Genomic DNA, 22484 nt, shown 5'->3' with positions numbered 1-22484 from the left:
GGTCCCGGGCCTGACGATGTCGTCGAGAGGAAGCTCACAAGCATGGCTGTCTATTCTCTGCCGGATCTCCCCTACGACTACGGTGCGCTCGAGCCGCACATCGCCGGTCAGATCATGGAGCTCCACCACTCCAAGCATCACCAGACGTATGTCGCCGGCACGAACACCGCTCTCGAGCAGCTGGAGGAGGCGCGTGCCACCAACAAGCTCGACACGGTGAACCAGCTGCAGAAGAACCTGGCCTTCAACCTCGCCGGTCACGTCAACCACACCGTCTTCTGGAACAACATGTCGCCCGAGGGCGGCGACCGCCCCGACGGTGAGCTGGGCACCGCGGTCGACGAGTTCTTCGGCTCGTTCGACGGCTTCCGCGCGCACTACACCGCGGCGGCGCTCGGCATCCAGGGCTCGGGCTGGTCCATCCTGGCGTGGGAGAGCATCGGCCAGCGGCTGGTCATCGAACAGCTCTACGACCACCAGGGCAACCTCGCCGCCGGCACCGTCCCGCTGCTCATGCTCGACATGTGGGAGCACGCGTTCTACCTGCAGTACAAGAACGTGAAGCCCGACTACGTGGCGGCGTTCTGGAACATCGTCAACTGGCCGGACGTCGCCGCGCGGTTCGAGGCGGCCCGGACGAAGACTTCGGGGCTCATCACGCCCTGACCCGTTCTGCGAGAGGGCGCCGGCAGCCGGCCGGCGCCCTCGACCGACCGGAGGCCCGCGTGTTCAAACCGCCGCCGCTGCCCAGCCGGCGCGGCACCAGCGTGAGGATCGCCGTCGTCGCGCTGTGCCTCGGCTATGCGTCGGTGCTCGCGGGTCTCCTGCTCGGATTCTGAGCGCAGGCGCCGGTGTGCACGGCCTCACACCCGTTTCCGTCACGTCGCGCCCGTCCTTCTCCGTCGTCTCGGTGACGCGAACCACCGGCACCGAGAGGAACGACCATGACGCGACGCCTGAATGTCCCTGCCACGACGCCCGAGGGCTACCGGGCGGTGTACGGGCTGTCGGAGTACATCAAGGCCAACGTCGACCACACCCTCATGCGGCTGATCGAGCTGCGCGCCTCGATCATCAACGGCTGCTCCTTCTGCGTCGACATGCACAGCCGTGACGCCCTGGCCGACGGCGAGGACTCCCGCCGGCTGTTCGCCGTCGGCGCCTGGGAGGACGCGCCGTTCTTCGACGAGCGGGAGCGGGCGGCGCTGGCTCTCACCGACGCCGTCACGCGGCTGGCCGACGACGGCGGGGTGCCCGACGACGTCTGGGACGCCGCGGAGAAGCACTTCACCGAGCGGGAGCTGGCCGACGTGCTGCTGACGATCGCCACCATCAACGTCTGGAACCGGATCAACGTCCCGACGAGGACCCCGGCGCCGGCGACGGTGTGACCGACACGACCGCCGCCGAGGTCCAGCGGCACCGGCCGATGCTGCTCGGGCTGGCGTACCGCATGCTCGGCTCCACCGGCGACGCCGAGGACGTCGTGCAGGACGCCTACCTGCGCTGGCGCGAGGTCGATCGGTCCGCCGTCCGCGAGCCGCGCCGCTACCTGTCCCGGACGGTGACGCGGCTCGCGCTGGACCGGCTGCGCGAGCGAAGGGCGCGCGAACGATACGTGGGGCCGTGGCTGCCGGAACCGGTGGCCACGGCCGCCTGGCCGCTCGACCCGCTGGAGACGGTCGAGCAGCGCGACTCGGTGTCCACGGCCACGCTGTACCTGATGGAGCGGCTGGACCCGGTGGAGCGGGCGGTGTTCGTGCTGCGCAGCGCGTTCGACCTGCCGTACAGGGAGATCGCGGACATCCTCGGGCGTACGCCGGAGCACTGCCGCCAGCTGCACCGGCGCGCCGCCGCCCGGCTGGCCGGCGACCGCCGGTTCGCGCCGAGCCGCCGCGAACACGCCGTCCTGCTGGAACGGTTCCTCGTCGCCGCGCGCGAGGGCGACCTCGCCACGCTGCGCTCGCTACTGCACGACGACGTCGTCGCCTGGTCCGACGGCGGTGGCCGGGCCAGGGCGGCCCGCAACCCGGTACGCGGCGGCGACCGCGTGGCCCGGTTCTTCGCCGGCATCCACACCCGGCACCGCCCGGGCTACGAGCTGGTGGAGCTCAACGGCGCACCGGGTGCCGTCATCGCGCTGAACGGCCCGCAGGCGCTGACGTTCAGCGTCGCCGGCGACCACATCAGCGCCGTCTTCCTCGTCGTCAACCCGGAGAAGCTGGCCGGGCTGGGCCTGTTACCGTCGGCCACGTGATCGCATCGCTGACCCGGCGAGCGCTCTACGCGCTGGCCACCAGTACCGAGGTCGAGTCGCTGGTCCGAGCGATCGCGCCGGCCCAGGACCTCGCCTACTCCGCCGCCCGGCGCTACGTCGCCGGCGTCACGCTCGACGAGGCGCTCGAGACGGTCCGGCGGCTCACCGGCGCCGGCCTGGCGGTCAGCCTCGACCTGTTCGGCGAGGGCGCCGCCGACGAGGACGCGCTGGCCGAGACCGTGCGCGGCTACCACGCGGCGGCCGCGGCACTGGCCGGTGTCGACGGCGACGTGTACCTCGAGATCGTGCCGTCGCACCTGGGCCTGGACCTCGGCCTGGAGGCCTGCCGCCGGCACGTGGAACAGCTGGTCGAGATCCTGCCGGCCGGATCGCGACTGGAGATCAGCGCCGAGGAGAGCCACCGCACGCCGCACATCATGGACCTCACCGTGGCGCTGGCCGCGGCGGGCGCGCCTTTGCTGGCGACGGTGCAGGCGAATCTGCGCCGAAGCCCCGGCGACGTCGACCGGCTGCTCGCCGCCGGGGTGCCGATCCGGCTGGTCAAGGGTGCGTACCTGGAATCCGCCGACGTCGCCTACCCGTGGGGTGAGCAGACCGGCGTCGCATTCGTGCGGCTGGCCCACCAGGTGCACGCGGCCGGCAGCGCGCCGGTCCTGGCGACGCACGACCGCGTGCTGCGCGAGGCGTTGCTCGAGGCGCTGCCCGGCGCCGGCGTCGAGATGCTCCTCGGCGTCCGCGAGGACGACGCCCACGAGCTGGCCGCGCGCGGCGTCCCCGTCCGGATCTACGCGCCCTACGGCGACAACTGGTTCCGGTACTGGATGCGCCGGGTCGCCGAGTCCCAAGGCGCCTGACGCGCACTGGCTCAGCGCCCTCCCGCGATGAGTTCCGGCCCGGCCGCGAGTCTGTTCCCGTGACCGTCGTCGGACGGCGTACGACGCTGCCCGGCACGAGACACCACGGAGGACACATGACGACCACGCCGCACGACCCGGCCACCCAGCCGCCCGGCCGCCGGCCCATCGCCGACCTCACCACCTGGCAGGCCGCCCGTGACGAGTTGCTGGTCCGCGAGAAGGCCCACACCCGCGCGGGCGACGCCATCGCCGCGGCCCGCCGCCGGCTGCCGATGGTGGAGTTCGACGGGACGGTCGAGGTCGTCGGAGCCGACGGCGCGGTCCCGTTCCTCGACCTGTTCCAAAGCGGCGACGAGCTCGTGGTCTACAAGCACATGTGGCACGACGGCGCACCGCACCAGGGGCAGTGCGAGGGCTGCACCTACGCGGCCTGGCACCTCAAGGACGCCGTCTACCTCAACGCCCGCGGCGTCTCGTTCGCCGTCCTGACCACGGGCAGGTGGGACGAGGTGGCCTCCTACGTCGAGTTCATGGGCTACACCCAGCCCTGGTACTCCGTGCGCGACGTCGAGCCGCCCGTCGGCGGCAGCATGGGTTCCTTCACCTGCTTCCTGCGCGACGGCGACCGCGCGTTCCTCACCTACTCCACGACGGGCCGTGGCACCGAGCCGGCCAACGGGTCCTTCGGCCTGCTCGACATGACGCCCTTCGGCCGCGGCGAGGCGTGGGAGGACAACCCCGAGGGCCGGCCCGAAGGCCGGCACGCATGCTGGTACTGGCGCTCGGACGCCGACGGAACCGCTACTTGGGGTCCGACCAGCCGACCCGTACCGCAGTGGACCCGCCCCGGCGCGACCCCCGTGGAGACGCTCGGCCGGCACGGTCACCACCACTGACGCGGTCAGACCGGCTGCAGGGTGCGGGTCTCGAACAGCCGGTCGGCCACGTGCTGGCCGTCACTCACGAACGCCACCAGGTAGGCACGCAGCTCGCGGGCGAACTCGGCGATCGCATCGGGCCCGAACCCGGCGATGTCGGCCAGCGCGACGACGTCGGCGGTCTCCGCGTCGACGATCGCCTCGGTCATCAGGTCCGGGTCGTGACCGCAGGCGATCGTCAGGCTGCGGATGGTCTCGCCGTGCTCGAGGGCGGCCTCCAGGGCCGCCGGGGTGACGCCGAGGATCTGTGCCGCCGTGGGGATCGCGTACATGGCCGCCTCCTGTGAGGTCATCGTCCGATGCTGCGATCCTCTCCGTCCTTCCTGAGAACATCCGGAGACGGACCTGAGAAACGTGTATGACTCCAGGGCTCCCGGGTACATGCTGGTGCTTGACGAGCAGACCGACCGAAGGAGCGGCGCCGATGCTCGACGAGGCCAGCACCGAGACCATCGACGACGCCCTGCTCACCCGCATCGACGCGTGGTGGCGGGCCGCCAATTACCTCTCCGTCGGGCAGATCTACCTGCTGGACAACCCGCTGCTGCGCGAGCCGCTGCGGGCCGAGCACGTCAAGCCACGCCTGCTCGGGCACTGGGGCACCTCGCCCGGCCAGAACTTCCTGTACGCGCACCTGAACCGCGCGATCGTCGAGCGCGATCTCGACATGATCTACCTCTCCGGGCCCGGCCACGGCGGCCCGTCGCTGGTGTCGGCGGCCTGGCTCGACGGCACCTACAGCGAGGTCTACTCCAACGTCGGCGAGGACGAGGCCGGGCTGCGCGAGCTGTTCCGGCAGTTCTCGTTCCCGGGCGGCGTCCCGAGCCACGTCGCGCCGGAGACGCCAGGCTCGATCCACGAGGGCGGTGAGCTCGGCTACGTGCTGTCGCACGCCTACGGCGCCGCGTTCGACAACCCCGGGCTGACGGTGGCAGCCTGCATCGGCGACGGCGAGGCCGAGACCGGGCCGCTGGCGACGGCCTGGCACAGCAACAAGTTCCTCAACCCCGCGACGGACGGCGCCGTGCTGCCGATCCTGCACCTCAACGGATACAAGATCGCCAACCCGACGGTGCTGGCCCGCATCCCGCGCGGCGAGCTCGAGGCACTGCTGACGGGTTACGGCCACACGCCGTACTGGTTCGAGGGCGGCTTCGACGACGAGGACCACCTGTCCGTGCACCGCCGGTTCGCCACGCTGCTGGACCAGGTGCTGGACCACATCGCCACGATCCAGCGCGACGCGCGCGACGGCACCCTGCGCGAGCGGCCGGCCTGGCCCGTCGTCGTGTTCAAGACGCCGAAGGGCTGGACCGGGCCGCACGAGGTCGACGGCCACCTCGTCGAGAACACCTACCGGGCGCACCAGGTGCCGATGAGCGCGGTCCGCGGCAACAAGGAGTACACCCGGCTCCTGGAGCAGTGGATGCGCTCCTACCGGCCCGAGGAGCTGTTCGACGACGACGGCCGGCTCCGCCCCGACCTGCGCGAGCTGTCGCCGTCGGGGCCGCGGCGGATGAGCGCGAACCCGCACGCGAACGGCGGGGTGCTCACCGATGACCTGCGGCTGCCGGACTTCCGCGCGTACGCCGTGGACGTCCCGGTGCCGGGCGGCGTGGTGGCCGAGCCCACCAGGGTGCTGGGCGAGTGGCTGGCCGGCGTCGTCACGGCGAACCCGGCGAACTTCCTCATCATGGGGCCGGACGAGACGGCGTCGAACCGGCTCTCCGCCGCGGTCGACGCGGGCGGCAAGCGCTGGCTGGGCGAGACGCTGAGCACCGACGACTCGCTCTCGCCCACCGGCCGGGTGCTGGAGATGCTGTCCGAGCACCAGTGCCAGGGCTGGCTGGAGGGTTACCTGCTGACCGGGCGGCACGGGCTGTTCAGCTGCTACGAGGCGTTCATCCACATCATCGACGCGATGTTCAACCAGCATGCCAAGTGGCTGAAGGTGACCCGCGAGATCCCGTGGCGGGCCCCGATCCCGTCGCTGAACTATCTGCTGTCGTCGCACGTGTGGCGGCAGGACCACAACGGCTTCTCGCACCAGGACCCGGGCTTCATCGACCACGTCGTGAACAAGAAGGCCGACGTCATCCGGGTCTACCTGCCGCCGGACGCGAACACGCTGCTGTCGACGTACGACCACTGCCTGCGCAGCCGCGACTACGTCAACGTCGTCGTCGCCGGCAAGCAGCCCGGGCCGCAGTGGCTGACCATGGACGAGGCGATCGCGCACTGTACCCGCGGCATCGGCATCTGGGAGTGGGCCAGCACCGACGGCGGCGAGGGCGAGCCGGACGTCGTCATGGCCTGCGCCGGAGACGTGCCGACGATCGAGACGCTGGCCGCCGTCGACCTCATGCGCCAGCACCTGCCGGAGCTGCGGGTCCGCGTCGTCAACGTCGTCGACCTCATGCGGCTGCAGGACGAGCGCGAGCACCCGCACGGGCTGAGCAGCACCGAGTTCGACGCGTTGTTCACCCGCGACAAGCAGGTCGTGTTCGCCTACCACGGCTACCCGTGGCTGATCCACCGGCTGACGTACCGGCGCACCAACCACGACAACATCCACGTCCGCGGCTACAAGGAGGAGGGCACCACCACGACGCCGTTCGACATGGTGATGCTCAACGACCTCGACCGGTACCACCTGGTCATGGACGTCATCGACCGCGTGCCGGGGCTGGGCAGCGAGTACGCCGTGCTGCGGCAGCGGATGGCCGACGCGCGGCTGCGGGCGCGGCTGTACACCCGCGAGCACGGCACCGACATCCCGGAGGTGGCCGGGTGGGCCTGGCCCGACGCGCGCGCCCGCGGGCTGCCGGGCGCGGCGGGCGACGACACCGCGGCCGACTTCGAGGCGACGCCGGGGCCGGTGCAGGGCGAACGCACCGAGGGCTGACACGGCTCACGGCGCCCTGGCTGTCGGTGTCACGCGGCACAATGCCGCCATGGCGTTGACCGCCCGGGCGCTCAACCGCGCCACCCTGGCCCGGCAGCTGCTGCTGGACCGCGCGTCCCTCGACGTCACTGACGCGGTCCGGCGGCTGGTCGCGCTGCAGGCGCAGCATCCCGCGTCGCCGTACATCGCGCTGTGGAATCGGCTCGAGGGGTTCGACCCCGCCGAGCTCGACGCCGCGTTCGCCGGCCGCACGCTGGTCAAGGCGACGCTGATGCGCATCACCCTGCACGCGTTGCCCGCCGGCGACTACCCGTCCACCCAGCAGGCCATGCAGCCGACGCTGCGGGCGGCGCGCCTCAACGACCCCCGGTTCCGGGTGACCGGGCTGAACCACGCCGACGCCGAGGCCGCCATCCCCGGTCTGCTGGAGTTCCTCGCCACGCCGCGCAGCGGGCCCGAGTGCGAGGCGTGGCTCACCGAGCGGCACGGCGCGCCGATGAAGGGGCTGTGGTGGGCTCTGCGGCAGTTCGGGCCGGTGCAGCACGCGCCCACCGGCCCGCCGTGGTCGTTCGGCACCCGCCCGTCATACGTGGCGGCCGCCGACCCGCCAGCCATCGCCGACACCGAGAGCGCCGCGGCCGCGCTGGCGGACCTGTTCCGCCGCTACGTGGCCGCGTTCGGGCCGGTCTCGATGGCCGACTTCGCCCAGTTCGGAATGCTGAACCGCCCGCCGGCCCGGGCCGCCGTCGAGGCCGTCGCCGGCGAACTGACCCGCTTCGAGGGCCCAGACGGCACGGTGGTCTACGACCTGCCCGGCGCGGCGAGGCCGGACGAGGACGTCCCGGCGCCGCCGCGGCTGCTGCCGATGTGGGACAGCGTCCTGCTCGTCCACGCCGACCGCGGCCGCGTCATCCCGCCCGAATACCGCAAGCTGGTCACCCGCAGCAACGGCGACACCCTGCCCACGTTGCTGGTCGACGGCTTCGTCGCGGGTGTGTGGCGGCCGGTCGACGCCGGCATCGAGGCCACCGCGTTCCGGCCGCTGCGCGCCGCCGACTGGGAGGGGCTGGCGACGGAGGCAGCGGCGCTGTCCGCGCTGCTCGCCGACCGCGACCCGGCGGTGTACCGCCGTTACGACCGCTGGTGGGCCGGTCTGCCCTCGGCAGAGATCCGGTTTCTCCCCCGCTGACCGATGTGTGACCGGGCGCGACTTCCGGAACCACCATCCAGGCCGCCGAGTTTCTCGTACAACTAGCAGGTACACCCACTTGCCTGGAGGTCGACCGGATGTCCGTGCTCACCCGCCGCCGCGTGGTCATCGGCGTCGGCGCCCTGGCCGCGCTCGTGCTGGTCGTGATCGGCGGCACGTATCTCTACATCAACGTGATCAGCGACGACGCGCCCGCGCCGCTGACGCTGGAGACGTCGGCACCGCCCGCGTCCGGTGGCGACACCGACCTCAGCGGTACCTGGACGGTGGCCGAGGGGTCCGAGGCCGGCTACCGGGTCGACGAGGTGCTCAACGGCCAGGACAACACCGTCGTCGGCCGCACCAGCGACGTCACCGGCCAGATCACGGTGGCCGATGGCGAGGCGACCGAGGGCGAGATCACCGTCGACATGACCACCATCACCACGGACAGCGGCAGCCGCGACGGCCAGTTCCGCGGCCCGATCATGCAGACCGACCAGTTCCCGACGTCGACGTTCACGCTGACGTCGCCGGTGCCGCTGGACGGCCTGGACGCCGGCGGCCCGATCAGCGTGACGGCGACCGGCGACCTCACCGTTCGCGACGTCACGCAGTCGATCGAGGTGCAGCTGGACGTCCAGCGCTCCGGCGACGGTGTCCAGGTGGCCGGCTCCGGCGAGATCCAGTTCGCCGACTTTGAGGTCGATCCGCCGAACCTCGGCTTCGTGCGTGTCGAGGACCACGGGACGGTGGAGTTCCTGCTGACCCTCAGCCGGAGCTGACGAGACGGCGCCGGCCGCACCGCGCGAAGCGGTCCGACCGGCGCCGTCGTCGATGTGCGCGCCGGATCAGCGCGGCGCGGCCGGCGGGGCCGGTGGCTCCGGCTGATCGCCCTCGGCCGGCGGCCGCGGCTGCTCCTCGGTGGCCGGCTCGGCCGGCGGGGCGGGCGGCTGTGCGTCGGGCTGGGCCGGGAGCGGGGTGGTCGGCTGCGCCGGCGCCTCACCGCCGCTCGGCGGTGCGAACGGGGCGGCACCGGGCGGCGGCGGGGCCGCGCCGGCCGCCGCAGCGTCGACGGGCGGAGCCTGGTCACGGTTGCGCGACAGGAAGAACAGCAGCGCCGCGAGGCCCAGCACCACGACAACGATGAGGATCCAGATCCACACCGGGATGCCGTCGCCGCCCCCGCCGCCGGAGTCGGCGGACCGGGCGCTGATCTCGTTGACCTCGCCGGGGACCGGTGCCCAGGTGACGGTGGTGCCGTCGAGCTCGCCGTTGTGCTCGGTGACCTCGCCCGGGAAGGTGATACTGACGCTCATCTCGAGCGACTCCATCAGCTGGTCCATGTCGCCGAGCTCACCGGCGTCGCCGCCGAGTTCGCCGGCCAGCGCCTCCGGATCCATCTCGGTCATGTCGAGGCTGCCGTCGACGACGATCTCGTCGCCCTCGTGGGCGATGCTGAACTCCTGCACCTCGGAGAACTCCGACAGCGGGAGGTCCTCGAAGACGTAGCGCTGGCCGACGAACCGGTCATCCTCGTAGTCCTCGACCTCCGTGCCCTCGGGCAGGTCCTGACCGAGCTCGCCGAAGGCCGCACTCGGGTCCTCGCCCATCGCCTCGGCCATCGCGGACACGTCGCGGCTGAGGGCGAGGACGATGTCGCCGGCGACGGTGTCGTTCTCGCTCACGTCCAGCTGCATATCCATCTTGATGCACCCGGTCAGCAGCAGCGCCGTCGCGGCCACCGTCAGAGCGCGCACAGGTCTCGTTCGAGTCATGGCCCGCAGCCTGGCACAACGATCATCGTTTCGGCACCTCCGGACGGGACCTGGGATCTCCGAATACCGTGGAGGGATGCGGATCGTGTCGCTGCTCCCGTCGACGACGGAGATCCTGTTCGCGCTCGGCGCGGGCGACGACGTCGTCGGCGTGACGTTCGAGTGCGACTACCCGCCGGTGGCACGGACCAAGCGCATCGTCTCGACCAGCACGCTGCCGGATAGCCTCGGCCCGGCGGAGATCGACCGGCTGGTGGCGGAGCGCGTGGCTGCCGGCGAGGACCTCTACCACCTCGACGAGGGCGCGCTGGCCGGGCTGGACGCCGACCTCGTCGTCACCCAGGACCTCTGCGCGGTGTGCGCCGTCGACGTCACCGAGGTCCGCGACGCGCTGGCGCACCTGCACTGCACCGCCGACGTGCTCACCATCGACCCGCAGGACCTCGGCCAGGTGCTCGAGTCGGTCCGGCGCATCGGCGCCGCGGTCGGCGCGGATGCTCGGGCCGACGAGCTGGTGCGCGAGCTGACGAGTCGCCTCGACGTCGTCCGGTCGAAGGTCGCGCACCGGCCGCCGGTGCCCACCATGGTGCTGGAGTGGACCGACCCTCCATTCGCGCCGGGACACTGGGTCCCGGACATGGTCACGGCGGCGGGCGGCACATCGGTGCTGGGCCGCTCCGGCGAGCGCTCCTACCGCATCACGCCGGACGCGCTGGCGACCTGCGGCGCCGACGTCGTCGTCTGCGCGCCGTGCGGCTACGGTCTGGACGAGTCCGCGCGGCTGGCGGCCGAGCTGGTCGGCGACGGCCGGCTGCCCGCCGTGCCCATCTGGGCGGTGGACGCCAACGCGTCGTTCGCCCGGCCCGGCCCGCGGCTGGTCGACGGCGTGGAGGCGCTGGCGGCGGTCCTGCACCCGGACGCCGCGGGCGAGCCGGACCCGGCCGTGGCGCGGCGGATCGCCTGACGAGCTCAGGCGGCGGCGCGAAGGATGTCCAGCGCCTGGTCGGCGTGCTTCTCCATGGCCAGCTCGCTGCGGACCACCCCGAGCACGCGCGCGTCGGTGCCGATGACGAACGTCTGCCGCTTCACCGGTACCACGCCGAGCCGCCGCTTGACGCCGAACTGCGCCGCCACGGTGCGGCTAGGGTCGCTGAGCAGCGGGAACCCGAGGTCGTGACCGGCGTCGAACGCCTGCTGCTTCTCGACGGCATCGGCGCTGATGCCGACCGGCTGCGCGCCCGCGGCCGCGAACTCCGCGGCGAGGTCGCGGAAGTGGCAGGCCTCGGCCGTGCAGCCGCGGCTCATGGCGGCGGGATAGAAGAACAGCACCACCGGGCCGGTGGCCAGCAACTCGCTGAGCCGGCGCGGGGTGCCGGACTGGTCGGGCAGGACGAAGTCGTCGACGGCGTCACCCACATCCATCCCACCATCCTGCCATCGCCGTGGTCAGGCCAGGACGGCCGCCGTGACCAGCAGGACCAGCGACGCCGCCAGCACGGCCATGTTCGCGACGGCCGGCACCACCACCCCGCCCGACGGCTGGGACCGGCGCGCCTCCCAGCGCTGCCGCACCGCCAGCAGGGCCGGTGCCGGTCGCTGCCCGGCCCGCATGACGGCGTCGCGCTCCAGCACTCCGCCCGGGGTGACGTGCCGGTCGTAGAGGGCGGACATCGAGGCCGGGCCGGGTGCCGCGACCGCTCGGCAGCTGAGCTCGCCGGCGCGCAGCTGCAGCGACCAGCCGAAGCCGGCCTCGTCCAGGGCGGACCACCCGATGCGTACGTCGCGCAGCGGGTTGCGGACGGTGACGGCGGCGTCGTCGATGACCACCGCCGGCCGCCAGCACACCACCCACAACAGGCCACTCGCGGCGGCGGCGAACAGCAGGCCGCGGCCGTCCGGCGGCCACGACGCCACCAGCCAGCCCAGCGCGGCGAGCCAGCCGGCGACGGCGACCGCCCGGCCGAGCGAGTGCCGCAGGACCACCGCATTCGTCACGGGACGATCCTGGCACATTTGCTGATGCAACCGTTCTGACCCACCGATGCGTCATCCTCTATATGCGTCGGCGATACAGGGGCGGTGATGCGGATGCGGCTGCGGCCGAGTGCGGCTCTCGTTCTCGTGCTGCTCACCTGCTGCGGCGCCGAGGCCGAGACCGCCGGTGGACTGTCCGGCGCGAAGGCCGGTGCGGCGCCGGCCGCCACCCGCGTGTGCGACCTGATCAGCGAGGACGAGGTCCGCTCCATCTACGCGGGCATGCGGATCGAGCTGACGGACTATGCGGGCCCGGTCGGTCCCACCTCCTTCGACAGCTGCCAGATCACCGTCGACCACGGCACCACCACCAGTCCGCTGGTCCCGTTCCTGCTCCAGGTCTCCATCGACCCGGTGACGCCCGGTGAGCACCGGGAGATGCTGGCCAGGTTCGTCATCGACGGCCTCGGCCCGAGCACCGAACTGACCGGCCTGGGCGATGCTGCGCATTTCGTCGGGGCGGGCTTCCTGCAGGTCTACGACGACGAACGAGTGCTGCGCGTCCAGGGCGGCGGCGACGAGAACGCCATCCAGCTGGCCGAGCTGGTGCTGCCGCGGCTGCCCGACCTGGCCCCGGCGCCCGAGCTGGGCACGGAGCCCGCCTGCGACGCCGTCACCTCGCAGGCCGAAGCGGTGCTGGGCGCGCCGGCCGAGACACGCCGCGACCGGCAGACCGTCGACGAGCTGCGGTGCGAGTGGTCCGCCGGCCGCGAGATCCTGTCGGCGACGATCCGCGGCTACGGCGACGAGGTGGGCCGCATGTGGTCGGCGGAGCGGCCGGGCGCCGAGACGATCGACGTCGGCGGACTGCGCGACAACGGCGTGTACATGCGGGCCGGCGGCATCTACCTCTGGATGGGCGACCAGCAGGTCGGCCTGTACCTCCGGCACCGTCCGCACGTGCCCGCCGACGACCGCGCCGCCCTGGCGCGGCTGGCCGACGCGTTCGCGCCGTCGCTGCTCGACGTCGCTCCCCGGGTCGGACCCGCCCGAGGCGGCGTACCAAGCGGCGGTGAAGCGGGCCCGGGCTCGCTGTCGTGACCCGCCGAGCCGCGGCGGCCTCACCAGCGGTCGTGCACCAGCGGCCGGATCCGCTCGTCGTAGACGCGCCGGATGGCCGCCATCGTCGACGCGTCGAGCGGCGCGAGTCCGGCCGCGGTGGCGTTCGCGGCGGCCTGCTCCGGGTTGCGGGCGCCGGGGATGACGACGGAGACGCCAGGCTGGTCGAGGATCCAGCGCAGCGCGAGCTGCGCCGTGGTGGCGCCCGGCGGGGTCAATGCGGCAATCTCGCGGGCGGCTCCGACGCCGATCTCGAACGGGACGCCCGAGAACGTCTCGCCCACGTCGAACGCCTCGCCCGCGCGGTTGAACGTGCGATGGTCGTTCTGGCCGAACGTCGTCGACGCGTCGTAGCGGCCGGACAGCAGCCCGCTGGCCAGCGGCACCCGGGCGACGATGCCGACACCGGCCGCTGCCGCCGCCGGGAGCACCTCGTCCAGCGGCTTCTGCCGGAAGCAGTTGAGGATGATCTGGATGCTGGCCACACCCGGCCGGGCCAGCGCGGCCAGCGCCTCGCCGCAGGTCTCGACGCTGACCCCGTAGGCCGCGACGCGCTTCTCCTCGACCAGCGTGTCCAGCGCCTCGAAGACGGCGTCACGCGAGTACACCTCGGGCGGCGGGCAGTGCAGCTGCACGAGATCGAGCGTGTCGACGCCGAGGTTCTCGCGGCTGCGGTCGGTCCAGGCCCGGAACGCGTCGAGCGTGTATGCGTCGGCCACGTGCGGCTTCGCGCGCCGGCCCAGCTTGGTCGCGACGGTGAGCCCGGCGTCGGGCCGGTGGCGCAACAGCTCGCCGACGAACCGCTCGCTGCGACCGTCGCCGTACACGTCGGCGGTGTCGACGAACGTCACCCCGGCGTCGACCGCCGCCTCCAGCGCGGCCAGGGCGGCGTCGTCGTCGACGGTGCCCCAGTCGGCACCGATCTGCCACGCCCCGAACCCGACTACCCCGACCTGCCGGCCGGTCCGTCCCAGCTGCCTCGTCTCCATGAAACGGGACCCTAGCCGTGGAGCGGACGGCATCAGCGGGGCAGGTGTGCCTCGATGGACGCGACGCCGCATAGGCTCGCCGCATGGAGATCAGGGATGCCCGGGCCGACGACTGGCCGGCCATCTGGCCGATCCTGCGCCAGATCGTCGCGGCGGGCGAGACGTACACGCTGCCGCGCGACCTCCACGCCGAGACCGGCCGGCGGATCTGGCTGCTGGAGCCGCCCGACCGCACGGTCGTCGCGGTCGATGACGACGGGACGGTGCTCGGCTCGGCGAAGATGAACCGGAACCACATGGGGCCGGCGTCGCACATCGCCAGCGCCAGCTTCATCGTCGCGCCGGAGCACTCCGGTCAGGGCGTCGGCCGCGCCCTCGGCGAGCACGTCCTCGACTGGGCGCGCGCCGCCGGATACCGCGCGATGCAGTTCAACGCGGTGGTCGAGACCAACACCCGGGCGGTCGCGCTGTGGCGATCGCTCGGGTTCGAGGTCATCGGGACGCTACCGGAGGGCTTCCAGCACCCGGTCCACGGCTACGTCGGGCTGCACATCATGCACCGCCGCCTGTAGCCCCCGGCCGGCGGTGCTACCAGTAGTGCCTGCGCCCGGCCAGCGGGCGCCCGACGGCGCCCAGAACGTACAGCAGCGCACCGACGATCAGCAGGATGATGCCGATCGTCGTCAGGATGCCCACGCCTGTGAGCAATCCGATCAGCAGCAGAACGACACCCAGGATGATCATCCCAGCTCCATTCGTCCCCATCATCGAACTTTCGTGACGTACCGGCACTTACCCGGCACATCGGCGTCCAATCGGGGCGACGGCCCTACGACGTCGCGTCGAGGTCGCGGCGGCGCAGGTCGCTGAGCCAGGCGTCCACCCGCGCGGTGTCGGGACCGGGCGGCAGGAACGACACCGCGGCCGCCTCGTCGAGCTGCTGCTGCAGCTCCAGCCGGTAGGCGTCCACCTGCTCCCAGGGCAGCGCACCGGCCCGGACGGCGGCCAGCCGCTCGCGGTGTTCGCCAGACGGGACGCCGGCGTCGCCCGTGCGCAGCAGGGCCTGGCCGTCGAGGAAGAGGCGGAGCAGGTCAGCCGCGGCGGCCGCCTGCTCGTCGTCCGGCTCGTCGTCACCGGCCAGCCGGGTGAACCCGGCCAGCACGTGGTCGGCGTAGGCGGCGGAGATGGTCTGCGACAGGAACGCCGGGCGCAGGTCCAGCAGCTCGCGGCCGATGTCGCTGACCCACACGCGCCGAGGCGACCACAGCAGCTCCAGGCAGACCGGGTCGGCGTCGAGGGCCAGCCGGCAGAACTGCTCGACCTCCCACGACAGCCAGGACACACCCGGCCCGGCCACCTGCTCCGGCGGCTTGCGCAGCGACCAGAACGCGGCCGTGGGCGCCTGGAAGACGGCGCGCACCGTCGGCTCGGCGCCGGGGTCGGCGGGCTGGTGGCCGACGGCGGCGGCGTACAGCATGCGCGTGACCACCAGGTCGTCGGGCACACCGGAGCCGACCGGCTCGGGCAACTCGGTGGGCGGGTCGGCGAGCGTGCTCAGCTGGTCGGGTGCGGCGTCGACCAGCCGGCCGTCGGTCAGTGCGACGGTGTACGTGCCGTCGGCCTCGCGGACGACGCGGCCGACGAGACCGCGGCCGGTCCCCGGGCCGGCGTCGGCCGCGGTGCCGTGCACGACGACCTGCGTGCCGGCGGGGACTCGCGTAGGGGCGCTCAGGCGAGACATGACGACCATTTTCGCCCGGCAGATGATCGCCCGTCCGACGATCCACCGGGTTTCAACCGTTTGGACCGGATCATTGGTATCGGCAGGTACTGGCGCCGCCGGTAGGTTGATGTCGTGAGCGAGCAGCAGTGGACGGCGGTCGACCGGTATCTCGGCGAGCATCTGCTCCCACCCGATCCGGTCCTCGACGAGGCGCTGCGCACCAGCGACGCGGCGGGCCTGCCGGCCATCAACGTGGCACCCAACCAGGGCAAGTTCCTGCACCTGCTGACGCTGATCGCGGGCGCCCGGCGGGTCCTCGAGATCGGCACGCTTGGCGGCTACAGCACCATCTGGCTGGCGCGGGCGCTGCCCGACGACGGCCGGCTGGTGACGCTGGAGGCCGACCCCGCGCACGCCGAGGTGGCGGCCGTCAACCTCGCCCGGGCCGGGCTGGCCGGCCGCGTCGACCTGCGGGTCGGCAAGGCGCTGGACACCCTCCCCCAGCTGCGGGCCGAGGGCGCCGGCCCGTTCGACCTCGTGTTCATCGACGCCGACAAGCCGAGCAACGTCGACTACGTCGGCTGGGCACTGCGGCTGGCCCGGCGTGGCACGGTCATCGTCGTCGACAACGTCGTCCGTGCTGGCCGGGTCATCGACGCCACCACCGGCGACGCGTCCGTCGACGGCACTCGGCGGCTCTTCGAGTACCTCTCCACCGAGCCGCGGCTCACCGCCACCGCCGTCCAGACCGTCGGCGCCAAGGGCTACGACGGCTTCCTACTTGCGGTGGTGACCACCTCCCTCTGACGGCGAACGTTCCGCGACCGCCGCTCGACGGGTCGATGAATCCTCGATACGTCCCTTCTGCCGCCTCCTGGCCGATCCCTACGGTGAGCTCCGACCATCCACCGTCGTCGAGGAGGGCGGCCCGGGCTGGAGCCTGGCCTGAGCGGTCAGGCCGACCGGACGAACCGCTCGCCCACCTCCTGGAGGTAGTCGCGCAGTTCGGCCGGCTCGACGACGTCGAACTCGGCGCCGGCGGAGGCCAGGAGGAAGGCCGGCCAGTCGAGCGTGTCGACGTTCATCGTGAGCCGGCAGGAGGCGGGGCCGGTCGGCTCGACCGTCCCCCACGTCCACACCTGTTTCTCCAGCTCGGCGGCCGGTGCATCGACATCGACGACGACGCGGTAGCGGGTCGGCACGGCGGCCAGCCGCTCGTGCACGAACGTGGCGGCGTCCTCGGCCGGCAACTCGCGCGGGCGGAACCGCTGGCCCGTCGCCACCGGGTCGGTGAGCCGGTCGACCCGGAACGTGCGCCAGTCGTGCCGCTCGACGTCCCACGCGACGAGGTACCAGCGGCGTCCGCGCGACACCAGCCGGTACGGCTCGACCAGCCGGCCGGTGGCCGTGCCGTCGCGGGACGTGTACCGGAACCGCAGCCGCTCGTCGTCGCGGCAGGCCTGCGCGATGACGGTGAGCGCGTCGGAGTCGACGCGCGGCCCGTCGCCCGGGACCGACGGGACGGTGTACGTGTGCAGCGCGTCGACCCGGCGGCGCAGCCGCGGCGGCAGCACCTGGATCACCTTGGTCAGCGCCCGCACCGACGTCTCCTCGATGCCGCTGACGGCGCCGCCCGCGGCCGTGCGCAGGCTGACCGCGATGGCCACCGCTTCCTCGTCATCGAGCAGCAGCGGGGGCAGCGCGGCGCCGGCCTGCAGCTGGTAGCCGCCGGCGACGCCACGGGTCGCGTCGACCGGGTAGCCGAGCTCGCGCAGCCGGTCGACGTCGCGGCGCAGCGTGCGCGGGCTGACGCCCAGCCGCCCGGACAGCTCCTCCCCCGGCCAGTACCGGTGCGTCTGCAGCAGTGACAGCAGCCGGAGCATCCGGGCACTCGTGTTCGCCATGTCTCCAGAGTCCTCGCTATTGAGGTCAGAAAGTGGCCTGAATGGACTCTAGCGTGGTTTCCATGAACGCCACCATGATTCAGACCAGCGGTCTGACCAGGCACTTCACCGTGAAGAAGCAAACGGTCAAGGCCGTTCGCGGACTAGACCTGCAGGTCGAGGAGGGCGAACTGGTCGCCCTCCTCGGGCCGAACGGCGCCGGGAAATCGACGACGCTGCGCATGCTGACGACGCTGATCCCGCCGACCTCCGGCACCGCGGCCGTCGCCGGTTACGACGTCGTCGTACAGCAGCGCGAAGTGCGCCGGGTCATCGGGTACATCGGCCAGGGCAACGGCGCCGCGCACAGCCAGCGCGGCCGGGACGAGCTGGTCAGCCAGGGCCGGGCGTACGGCATGAGCGTGCGCGAGTCGCGGGCACGGGCGGCCGAGCTGATCGCGTCACTGGACCTGGCCGCCGTGGCGGACCGGCCGGTGTCGTCGCTCTCGGGCGGTCAGAAGCGGCGGCTGGACATCGCGATGGGCCTCATCCACGCGCCGCGGCTGCTGTTCCTCGACGAGCCGTCCACCGGGCTGGACCCGCAGAACCGGGCCAACCTGCAGGAGCACATCCTGAAGCTGCGCGCCGAGCACGGCACGACGATCGTGCTGACGACGCACTACCTCGACGAGGCCGACGCGATGGCCGAGCGGGTCATCGTCATCGACCACGGCACCGTCATCGCCGACGACACCCCGGCCCGACTCAAGGCCGAGCACGCGGGCGACCTCATCACGCTCGGTTTCGCGTCCGCTTCCGACGCGGCGCGCGCGGCCGCCCGCCTGGACGCGCTCGCGGGCGCGGCCGTCACCGCCGCCGGCGCCACGGTCGAGGTGCGGGTGGCGGGCGGGTCACGGCTCGTCCCGGGCATCATCCGCGACCTCGACGCCGCCGGTATCGCCGTCGAGTCCACCGCCGTCAACCGGCCCACCCTCGACGACGTGTTCCTCAACCTGACCGGCCGCAGCCTGCGCGAGGGCGCCGTCGGCAACTCCGGCACCGACACCGTTACCGCCGAGGAGGTCGCGGCATGAGCGGCACGACCATGATCACCGACACGGTCACCGTCTTCAGCCGCGAGCTGCGGCCCGTCCTGCGCGACCCGTTCTCCGTCGTGTTCAGCATGATCCAGCCGCTGGTGTTCCTCGGGCTGTTCGCGCCGCTGCTGCCCGACGTGGAGGGCGGCTCCGCGCTGCAGTGGTTCGTGCCCGGCATCGTGGTGATGTCATGCCTGTTCAGCACGTCGTTCACCGGGTCGAACCTGCTGTTCGAGATCCAGACCGGCGCGCACGAGCGGACGCTGGTGACGCCGCTGCGGCGGCCGGCGCTGATCGTCGGCCGGGCGCTGAAGGAGATCGTCCCGATGATCGTGCAGACGGCGATCATCGTCGCCGTCTGCACGCCGTTCGGCTTCGATCTGCACGTCGGCGGCGTGGCGGCCGGCGTGGCGATCCTGGCCGTCATGGCGGTCGGGCTCGGTGCGCTGTCGTACACGCTGGCGCTGGCGTCGAAGAACACCGAGTGGCTGTTCTGGACGGTGCAGCAGACGGTGCTGTTTCCACTGTTGCTGCTGGCCGGCATCTTGCTCCCGGTCGACGACGGGCCTGGCTGGCTGCGGGCGCTGTCCAGTGCGAACCCGCTGACCTACGTCGTCGACGCCGAGCGGGCACTGTTCAACGGCGAGTTCCCGGCGTCCACCGTGCTGGCCGCCGTCGTCGCCTCGGTCGCCGTCGCGGTCCTCGGCCTGGCCGTGGGCACCCGGGCGATGCGCCGCTCGTCCTAGCCTGGCTTCATGGGCGTCATCGGGGTCGGCTACGAAGGGCACACCATCGAGTCCTTCGTGGCCGATCTCGCCGCGTCCGGAGTCGGGCTGGTCGCCGACGTGCGGCTGACACCGATGTCGCGCAAGGCCGGCTTCTCCAAGCGCGGCCTGGCCGCGGCGCTGGCGGCGGCCGGCATCGACTACGTGCACCTGCCGGCGCTGGGCAACCCGAGGGACAACCGGGTGCCGTTCGCCGCGGGCGACCACGCTGCACGGCAGCGCTACGCCGACCGGCTGGCCGAGCCTGAGGGCCAGGCGGCACTGGACCTGCTGGCCGAGGAGTCGGCGGCCCGGCTGGTGGCGCTGCTGTGCCTCGAGGCGGATCAATCGCGCTGCCACCGCCAGGCGGTCCTCGACCGGCTCAGCGCGGCGGGACGTGCCTGATCAGAGACCGGGCGTCCTGATCGTGCCGATCGCGTCGCGGTACTCCGGCTGTACCCACGTCCAGCCGAAGGCGCGCACGTGCTGCTCGCCCTCCCCCTCGACCACTGGCCGGGCCGCCTAGTGCTGACGCCGGTCAGCTCGCGCCAGGTGCGGGGCGGGGAAGACGCCGCCGGGGTCGCGGTCCCGCTTGATCGCGGCCAGCCGCGCCCGGGTCTCCGGCGGGAACGACTCGTGAGCAAGCGCGGCCGCGGCCGGGCCGCCGACGAAGTTGAGGAACCGCAGGCCGGTGCTCCAGGGCCGCAGCCGGGCCAGCACGGCCTCCCCGGCCGCCGGATCGAACCCAACCGCGACCAGGCTGAACGCGGCCTCTCGATGGTCGAGGGCGCGCGCGTGCTCCGGCGGCCGCGCCAGCGCCCCGCCCAGCTGCCGCACGTCCACCATGATCAGGCCATCGGCGGGCGCATCCGGTCCGGCCGCCGCCACCAGGGCGTCCGCGGCTGTGTCGTCGAACGAGCCGAGCATGAGCGAGCGCTCGTCGTAGCCGATCGGCTCGGTCGGGTCGTTGTAGACGGCGGCGATGCCGTTCGGCGGCAGCGGCGCGACGGCGTCGACCAGCCGCGGACCGACGTCCCGCAGCGGCCGGACCAGTGTCTCGCCCGCGTCCGCGTCGCCGGCGTAGGCGATGCGGACGTGCACCGTGAGCCGGCCGCGCAACGGCTCCGGCACACCGGGCGCGTCCGGGAGCCGCACCAGCGCGACCGACGAGTTCATCGCGTCCGGCAGCCGGCCAGTCCAGTCCCGCCAGGCGTGCATCACCGCGGCCGCCTGCTCGCCGGCGAAGATCAGTCCGCCGCCATACAGCTGCGGGAGCGGCACCAGCTCGACCTCGACAGCCGTGACGATGCCGAAGCCGCCCTTGCCGCCGCGCAGCGCCCAGAACAGGTCGGCGTTCCGATCGGGGTCGACGGTGACAACGTCGCCGTCTGCGGTGACCACCTCCAGCCGCCGGACCCGGTCGGCGGCCCAGCCGAACGTCCGGCCGAGCACTGGCAGGCCGCCACCGAGCATGTACGAGACCGCGCCGACCAGCGGCGACGATCCGTTGAGCGGCGCCAGTCCGGCGGCCGCGGCCGGCTCGATCACCTGTTGCCACCGCACGCCGGCCTCGATGCGGGCGAGCCGGGCGCCGGCGTCGACGTGCACGGCGGACAGCCGCCGCGTGTTGATCAGCACGCCGTCGTCCAGCGGGAGGCCGGCGCCATGGCCGGTGGCCTGCGCCGTGACCTGGAGTCCGCGCTCGGCGGCGAAGCGCACCGCTGCCGAGACGTCGGCGGCCGACGCCACACCCACGACGACGTCGGGCCGCTGGTCGACGGTGAGGTTGAAGCCGGACCGCTCGCGGTCGTACTCGTCGTCCCCCGGCAGCAGGACGGGGCCGTCGATCCGGCGCGCCAGCTCGGCGACCGCCAATTGCAATGTCGTGTCCATGCCGTCGATCCCACCGGACGCGCCGCTCCGGTACCAGGCCGAAAGGACACGTACAGTTATCACTGACAGTGATGAATCCGCCCGACTCGGGGAGGTCCGTGGAGCTGCGGCAGCTCGCGTACTTCGTCGCGGTCGCCGACGAGGGCGGGTTCGCGCGCGCAGCCGAGGCCCTGCACGTCGGCCAGCCCGCTGTCAGTCAGCAGCTCCGCCGCCTGGAGCGGGAGCTCGGCGTGGTGCTCTTCGAGCGGACCACCCGGCGGGTCCGGCTCACCGCGGAGGGCGACCGGCTGCTACCCGAGGCGCGGGCCGTGCTCGCCGCGGCGGAGCGCACGCGGCGCCTGGCGGCCGACCTCGCCGACGCCGGCTCACTCCGGCTCGGCACCAGCCCGGCGCCCGGCCAGCGGCTGCCGGCCTTCCTCGCCGCTGTCGCCTCGCGGGCGCCGGAGCTGCGCGTGCAGCTGAGCACGGTGAAGCTGGCCGACCGGCTGGAGTCCGTGCGGTCCGGCGTGCTGGACGCCGCCCTGGTCCGCGACGTCACCAACGCGCCGGGACTGGAGCTGCTCGCGCTCTGGTCCGACCCCTTCGTGGTGGCGCTGCCGGCCGGGCACCCGCTCGCCGCCCATGAGACGCTGGAGCTGCACGAGCTGGGCGGCCTGCCGGTCCGGCTGGCCGATCCGCGCGCCAACCCGCCGTTCCACCGGCTGGTGACGGCCGCGTTCCGCACCGCCGGCATCGACCCACCCACCGGCCCGCCGTTCACGTCGCTGCGCGAGACCCTCGCCGACCTCGCCCACGCCGCGCCGTCGTGGACGTTGTTCTACGAGGTCGGACCGCCGCCGCCGATGCCCGGCGTCGCCTATCGCCGCCTCAGGTCACTGGTCTCGACGACGTACCTGGCCGTGCGCACTGATCCGCCGCCGCCCGCGATCCGGCAGCTGCTGGCCGCGGCCCGCGACCTCGAGCGACCGCCCGACCCGGCCTAGGGGTGTTCCCTATGCAGCTCACGAATTGCGACTCGTGCGCGTGTTCGATAAGATCATCGGCAGATGGTCACGCCGTCACCGGGAGCGGAAGCAAGGGGTTCCCGGGCATCGAAG

General features: G+C 72.7%; 25 protein-coding genes. 16 read left to right on the top strand and 9 right to left on the bottom strand.

Features of this window, described 5'->3' with window-relative positions:
• Nucleotides 1–42: 42 nt before the first annotated feature.
• The 5 genes from E1262_RS15905 to E1262_RS15885 all read left to right on the top strand — a co-directional run bounded on the left by E1262_RS15905 (nucleotide 43) and on the right by E1262_RS15885 (nucleotide 4031).
• Nucleotides 43–666, top strand: coding sequence for a superoxide dismutase (locus E1262_RS15905; RefSeq protein WP_132104118.1), 624 nt, complete (start codon nucleotides 43–45; stop codon nucleotides 664–666).
• Nucleotides 667–944: 278 nt separating this feature from the next.
• Nucleotides 945–1391: a carboxymuconolactone decarboxylase family protein gene (locus tag E1262_RS15900; RefSeq protein WP_132104117.1), complete on the top strand. Its 447-nt coding sequence runs from the start codon at nucleotides 945–947 to the stop codon at nucleotides 1389–1391.
• Nucleotides 1388–2257: an RNA polymerase sigma factor SigJ gene (gene sigJ / locus E1262_RS15895; protein ID WP_203453918.1), complete on the top strand. Its 870-nt coding sequence runs from the start codon at nucleotides 1388–1390 to the stop codon at nucleotides 2255–2257. Before E1262_RS15900 ends, sigJ begins: the two co-directional genes overlap by 4 nt.
• Complete coding sequence (locus tag E1262_RS15890) at nucleotides 2254–3132, top strand: proline dehydrogenase family protein (RefSeq protein ID WP_132104116.1); 879 nt, start codon at nucleotides 2254–2256, stop codon at nucleotides 3130–3132. The genes sigJ and E1262_RS15890 overlap by 4 nt, the downstream gene beginning before the upstream one ends.
• Nucleotides 3133–3248: 116 nt before the next feature.
• A complete protein-coding gene (locus E1262_RS15885) occupies nucleotides 3249–4031 on the top strand; it encodes a DUF899 family protein (RefSeq protein WP_132104115.1) in 783 nt (260 codons plus the stop codon).
• 5 nt (nucleotides 4032–4036) lie between these two features.
• On the opposite strand, the gene E1262_RS15880 is transcribed toward E1262_RS15885, so the two are convergent.
• Complete coding sequence (locus tag E1262_RS15880; RefSeq protein ID WP_132104114.1) at nucleotides 4037–4366, bottom strand: hypothetical protein; 330 nt, start codon at nucleotides 4364–4366, stop codon at nucleotides 4037–4039.
• Nucleotides 4367–4497: 131 nt separating this feature from the next.
• Between E1262_RS15880 and E1262_RS15875 the strand changes: the two genes are divergently transcribed.
• The 3 genes from E1262_RS15875 (at nucleotide 4498) to E1262_RS15865 (ending at nucleotide 8952) form a co-directional block, all read left to right on the top strand.
• Nucleotides 4498–6978: a phosphoketolase family protein gene (locus E1262_RS15875; protein ID WP_132104113.1), complete on the top strand. Its 2481-nt coding sequence runs from the start codon at nucleotides 4498–4500 to the stop codon at nucleotides 6976–6978.
• Nucleotides 6979–7027: 49 nt separating this feature from the next.
• The gene (locus E1262_RS15870) at nucleotides 7028–8167 is read left to right on the top strand and encodes a winged helix DNA-binding domain-containing protein (RefSeq protein ID WP_132104112.1); all 1140 of its coding nucleotides are present in this window, start codon (nucleotides 7028–7030) and stop codon (nucleotides 8165–8167) included.
• A gap of 98 nt (nucleotides 8168–8265) precedes the next feature.
• Nucleotides 8266–8952 (top strand): YceI family protein, encoded by a 687-nt coding sequence (locus tag E1262_RS15865; RefSeq protein WP_132104111.1) that lies wholly within the window; start codon nucleotides 8266–8268, stop codon nucleotides 8950–8952.
• Between the two features lie 66 nt (nucleotides 8953–9018).
• Here the strand turns inward: E1262_RS15865 and E1262_RS15860 are convergent, their stop codons facing one another.
• Nucleotides 9019–9945 (bottom strand): LppM family (lipo)protein, encoded by a 927-nt coding sequence (locus tag E1262_RS15860; protein ID WP_132104110.1) that lies wholly within the window; start codon nucleotides 9943–9945, stop codon nucleotides 9019–9021.
• Between the two features lie 76 nt (nucleotides 9946–10021).
• Between E1262_RS15860 and E1262_RS15855 the strand changes: the two genes are divergently transcribed.
• Nucleotides 10022–10909 (top strand): ABC transporter substrate-binding protein, encoded by an 888-nt coding sequence (locus E1262_RS15855; protein WP_132104109.1) that lies wholly within the window; start codon nucleotides 10022–10024, stop codon nucleotides 10907–10909.
• Between the two features lie 5 nt (nucleotides 10910–10914).
• On the opposite strand, the gene E1262_RS15850 is transcribed toward E1262_RS15855, so the two are convergent.
• Nucleotides 10915–11367, bottom strand: coding sequence for a peroxiredoxin (locus tag E1262_RS15850; RefSeq protein ID WP_132104108.1), 453 nt, complete (start codon nucleotides 11365–11367; stop codon nucleotides 10915–10917).
• A gap of 24 nt (nucleotides 11368–11391) precedes the next feature.
• On the bottom strand, nucleotides 11392–11940 hold the full coding sequence (locus E1262_RS15845) for a PH domain-containing protein (RefSeq protein ID WP_162605934.1): 549 nt from the start codon (nucleotides 11938–11940) through the stop codon (nucleotides 11392–11394).
• Between the two features lie 93 nt (nucleotides 11941–12033).
• Here E1262_RS15845 and E1262_RS15840 point away from each other — a divergent pair, with 93 nt between their 5' ends.
• The gene (locus E1262_RS15840) at nucleotides 12034–13020 is read left to right on the top strand and encodes a hypothetical protein (protein WP_132104106.1); all 987 of its coding nucleotides are present in this window, start codon (nucleotides 12034–12036) and stop codon (nucleotides 13018–13020) included.
• 20 nt (nucleotides 13021–13040) lie between these two features.
• On the opposite strand, the gene E1262_RS15835 is transcribed toward E1262_RS15840, so the two are convergent.
• Entirely contained in the window at nucleotides 13041–14027 is a 987-nt protein-coding gene (locus tag E1262_RS15835; protein WP_132104105.1) for an aldo/keto reductase, read from the bottom strand.
• 83 nt (nucleotides 14028–14110) lie between these two features.
• Between E1262_RS15835 and E1262_RS15830 the strand changes: the two genes are divergently transcribed.
• Nucleotides 14111–14599: a GNAT family N-acetyltransferase gene (locus E1262_RS15830; RefSeq protein WP_132104104.1), complete on the top strand. Its 489-nt coding sequence runs from the start codon at nucleotides 14111–14113 to the stop codon at nucleotides 14597–14599.
• A gap of 16 nt (nucleotides 14600–14615) precedes the next feature.
• Here E1262_RS15830 and E1262_RS30915 read toward each other — a convergent pair whose 3' ends face one another.
• Entirely contained in the window at nucleotides 14616–14771 is a 156-nt protein-coding gene (locus E1262_RS30915; protein WP_203453917.1) for a DUF6131 family protein, read from the bottom strand.
• A gap of 85 nt (nucleotides 14772–14856) precedes the next feature.
• Nucleotides 14857–15768, bottom strand: coding sequence for a DNA polymerase beta superfamily protein (locus tag E1262_RS15825; protein ID WP_162605933.1), 912 nt, complete (start codon nucleotides 15766–15768; stop codon nucleotides 14857–14859).
• A gap of 114 nt (nucleotides 15769–15882) precedes the next feature.
• On the opposite strand from E1262_RS15825, the gene E1262_RS15820 reads away from it, so the two are divergent.
• Nucleotides 15883–16557 carry an O-methyltransferase gene (locus E1262_RS15820; RefSeq protein WP_132104102.1) on the top strand — a complete coding sequence of 225 codons (675 nt, stop codon included), beginning with the start codon at nucleotides 15883–15885 and terminating at the stop codon, nucleotides 16555–16557.
• Between the two features lie 146 nt (nucleotides 16558–16703).
• Here the strand turns inward: E1262_RS15820 and E1262_RS15815 are convergent, their stop codons facing one another.
• Nucleotides 16704–17654, bottom strand: a complete 951-nt coding sequence (locus E1262_RS15815; protein ID WP_203453916.1) for a helix-turn-helix transcriptional regulator — start codon at nucleotides 17652–17654, stop codon at nucleotides 16704–16706.
• A gap of 74 nt (nucleotides 17655–17728) precedes the next feature.
• On the opposite strand from E1262_RS15815, the gene E1262_RS15810 reads away from it, so the two are divergent.
• Genes E1262_RS15810 through E1262_RS15800 form a run of 3 tightly spaced genes read left to right on the top strand, consistent with a single transcriptional unit; the run spans nucleotide 17729 to nucleotide 19899 of the window.
• Complete coding sequence (locus E1262_RS15810; RefSeq protein WP_132104139.1) at nucleotides 17729–18727, top strand: ABC transporter ATP-binding protein; 999 nt, start codon at nucleotides 17729–17731, stop codon at nucleotides 18725–18727.
• A complete protein-coding gene (locus E1262_RS15805; RefSeq protein WP_132104101.1) occupies nucleotides 18724–19476 on the top strand; it encodes an ABC transporter permease in 753 nt (250 codons plus the stop codon). Before E1262_RS15810 ends, E1262_RS15805 begins: the two co-directional genes overlap by 4 nt.
• Nucleotides 19477–19485: 9 nt before the next feature.
• Nucleotides 19486–19899 carry a DUF488 domain-containing protein gene (locus E1262_RS15800; RefSeq protein WP_132104100.1) on the top strand — a complete coding sequence of 138 codons (414 nt, stop codon included), beginning with the start codon at nucleotides 19486–19488 and terminating at the stop codon, nucleotides 19897–19899.
• 117 nt (nucleotides 19900–20016) lie between these two features.
• On the opposite strand, the gene E1262_RS15795 is transcribed toward E1262_RS15800, so the two are convergent.
• Complete coding sequence (locus E1262_RS15795) at nucleotides 20017–21387, bottom strand: FAD-binding oxidoreductase (protein ID WP_132104099.1); 1371 nt, start codon at nucleotides 21385–21387, stop codon at nucleotides 20017–20019.
• Nucleotides 21388–21485: 98 nt separating this feature from the next.
• Here E1262_RS15795 and E1262_RS15790 point away from each other — a divergent pair, with 98 nt between their 5' ends.
• Nucleotides 21486–22370, top strand: coding sequence for a LysR family transcriptional regulator (locus tag E1262_RS15790; RefSeq protein ID WP_132104098.1), 885 nt, complete (start codon nucleotides 21486–21488; stop codon nucleotides 22368–22370).
• The last annotated feature ends 114 nt before the right edge of the window (nucleotides 22371–22484 follow it).

The sequence above is a fragment of the Jiangella aurantiaca genome (assembly GCF_004349105.1).
Lineage (GTDB): Bacteria > Actinomycetota > Actinomycetes > Jiangellales > Jiangellaceae > Jiangella > Jiangella aurantiaca.
The sequence above is the reverse complement of the archived record's forward strand: the minus strand, read 5'-3'. Positions and strand labels throughout refer to the sequence as shown.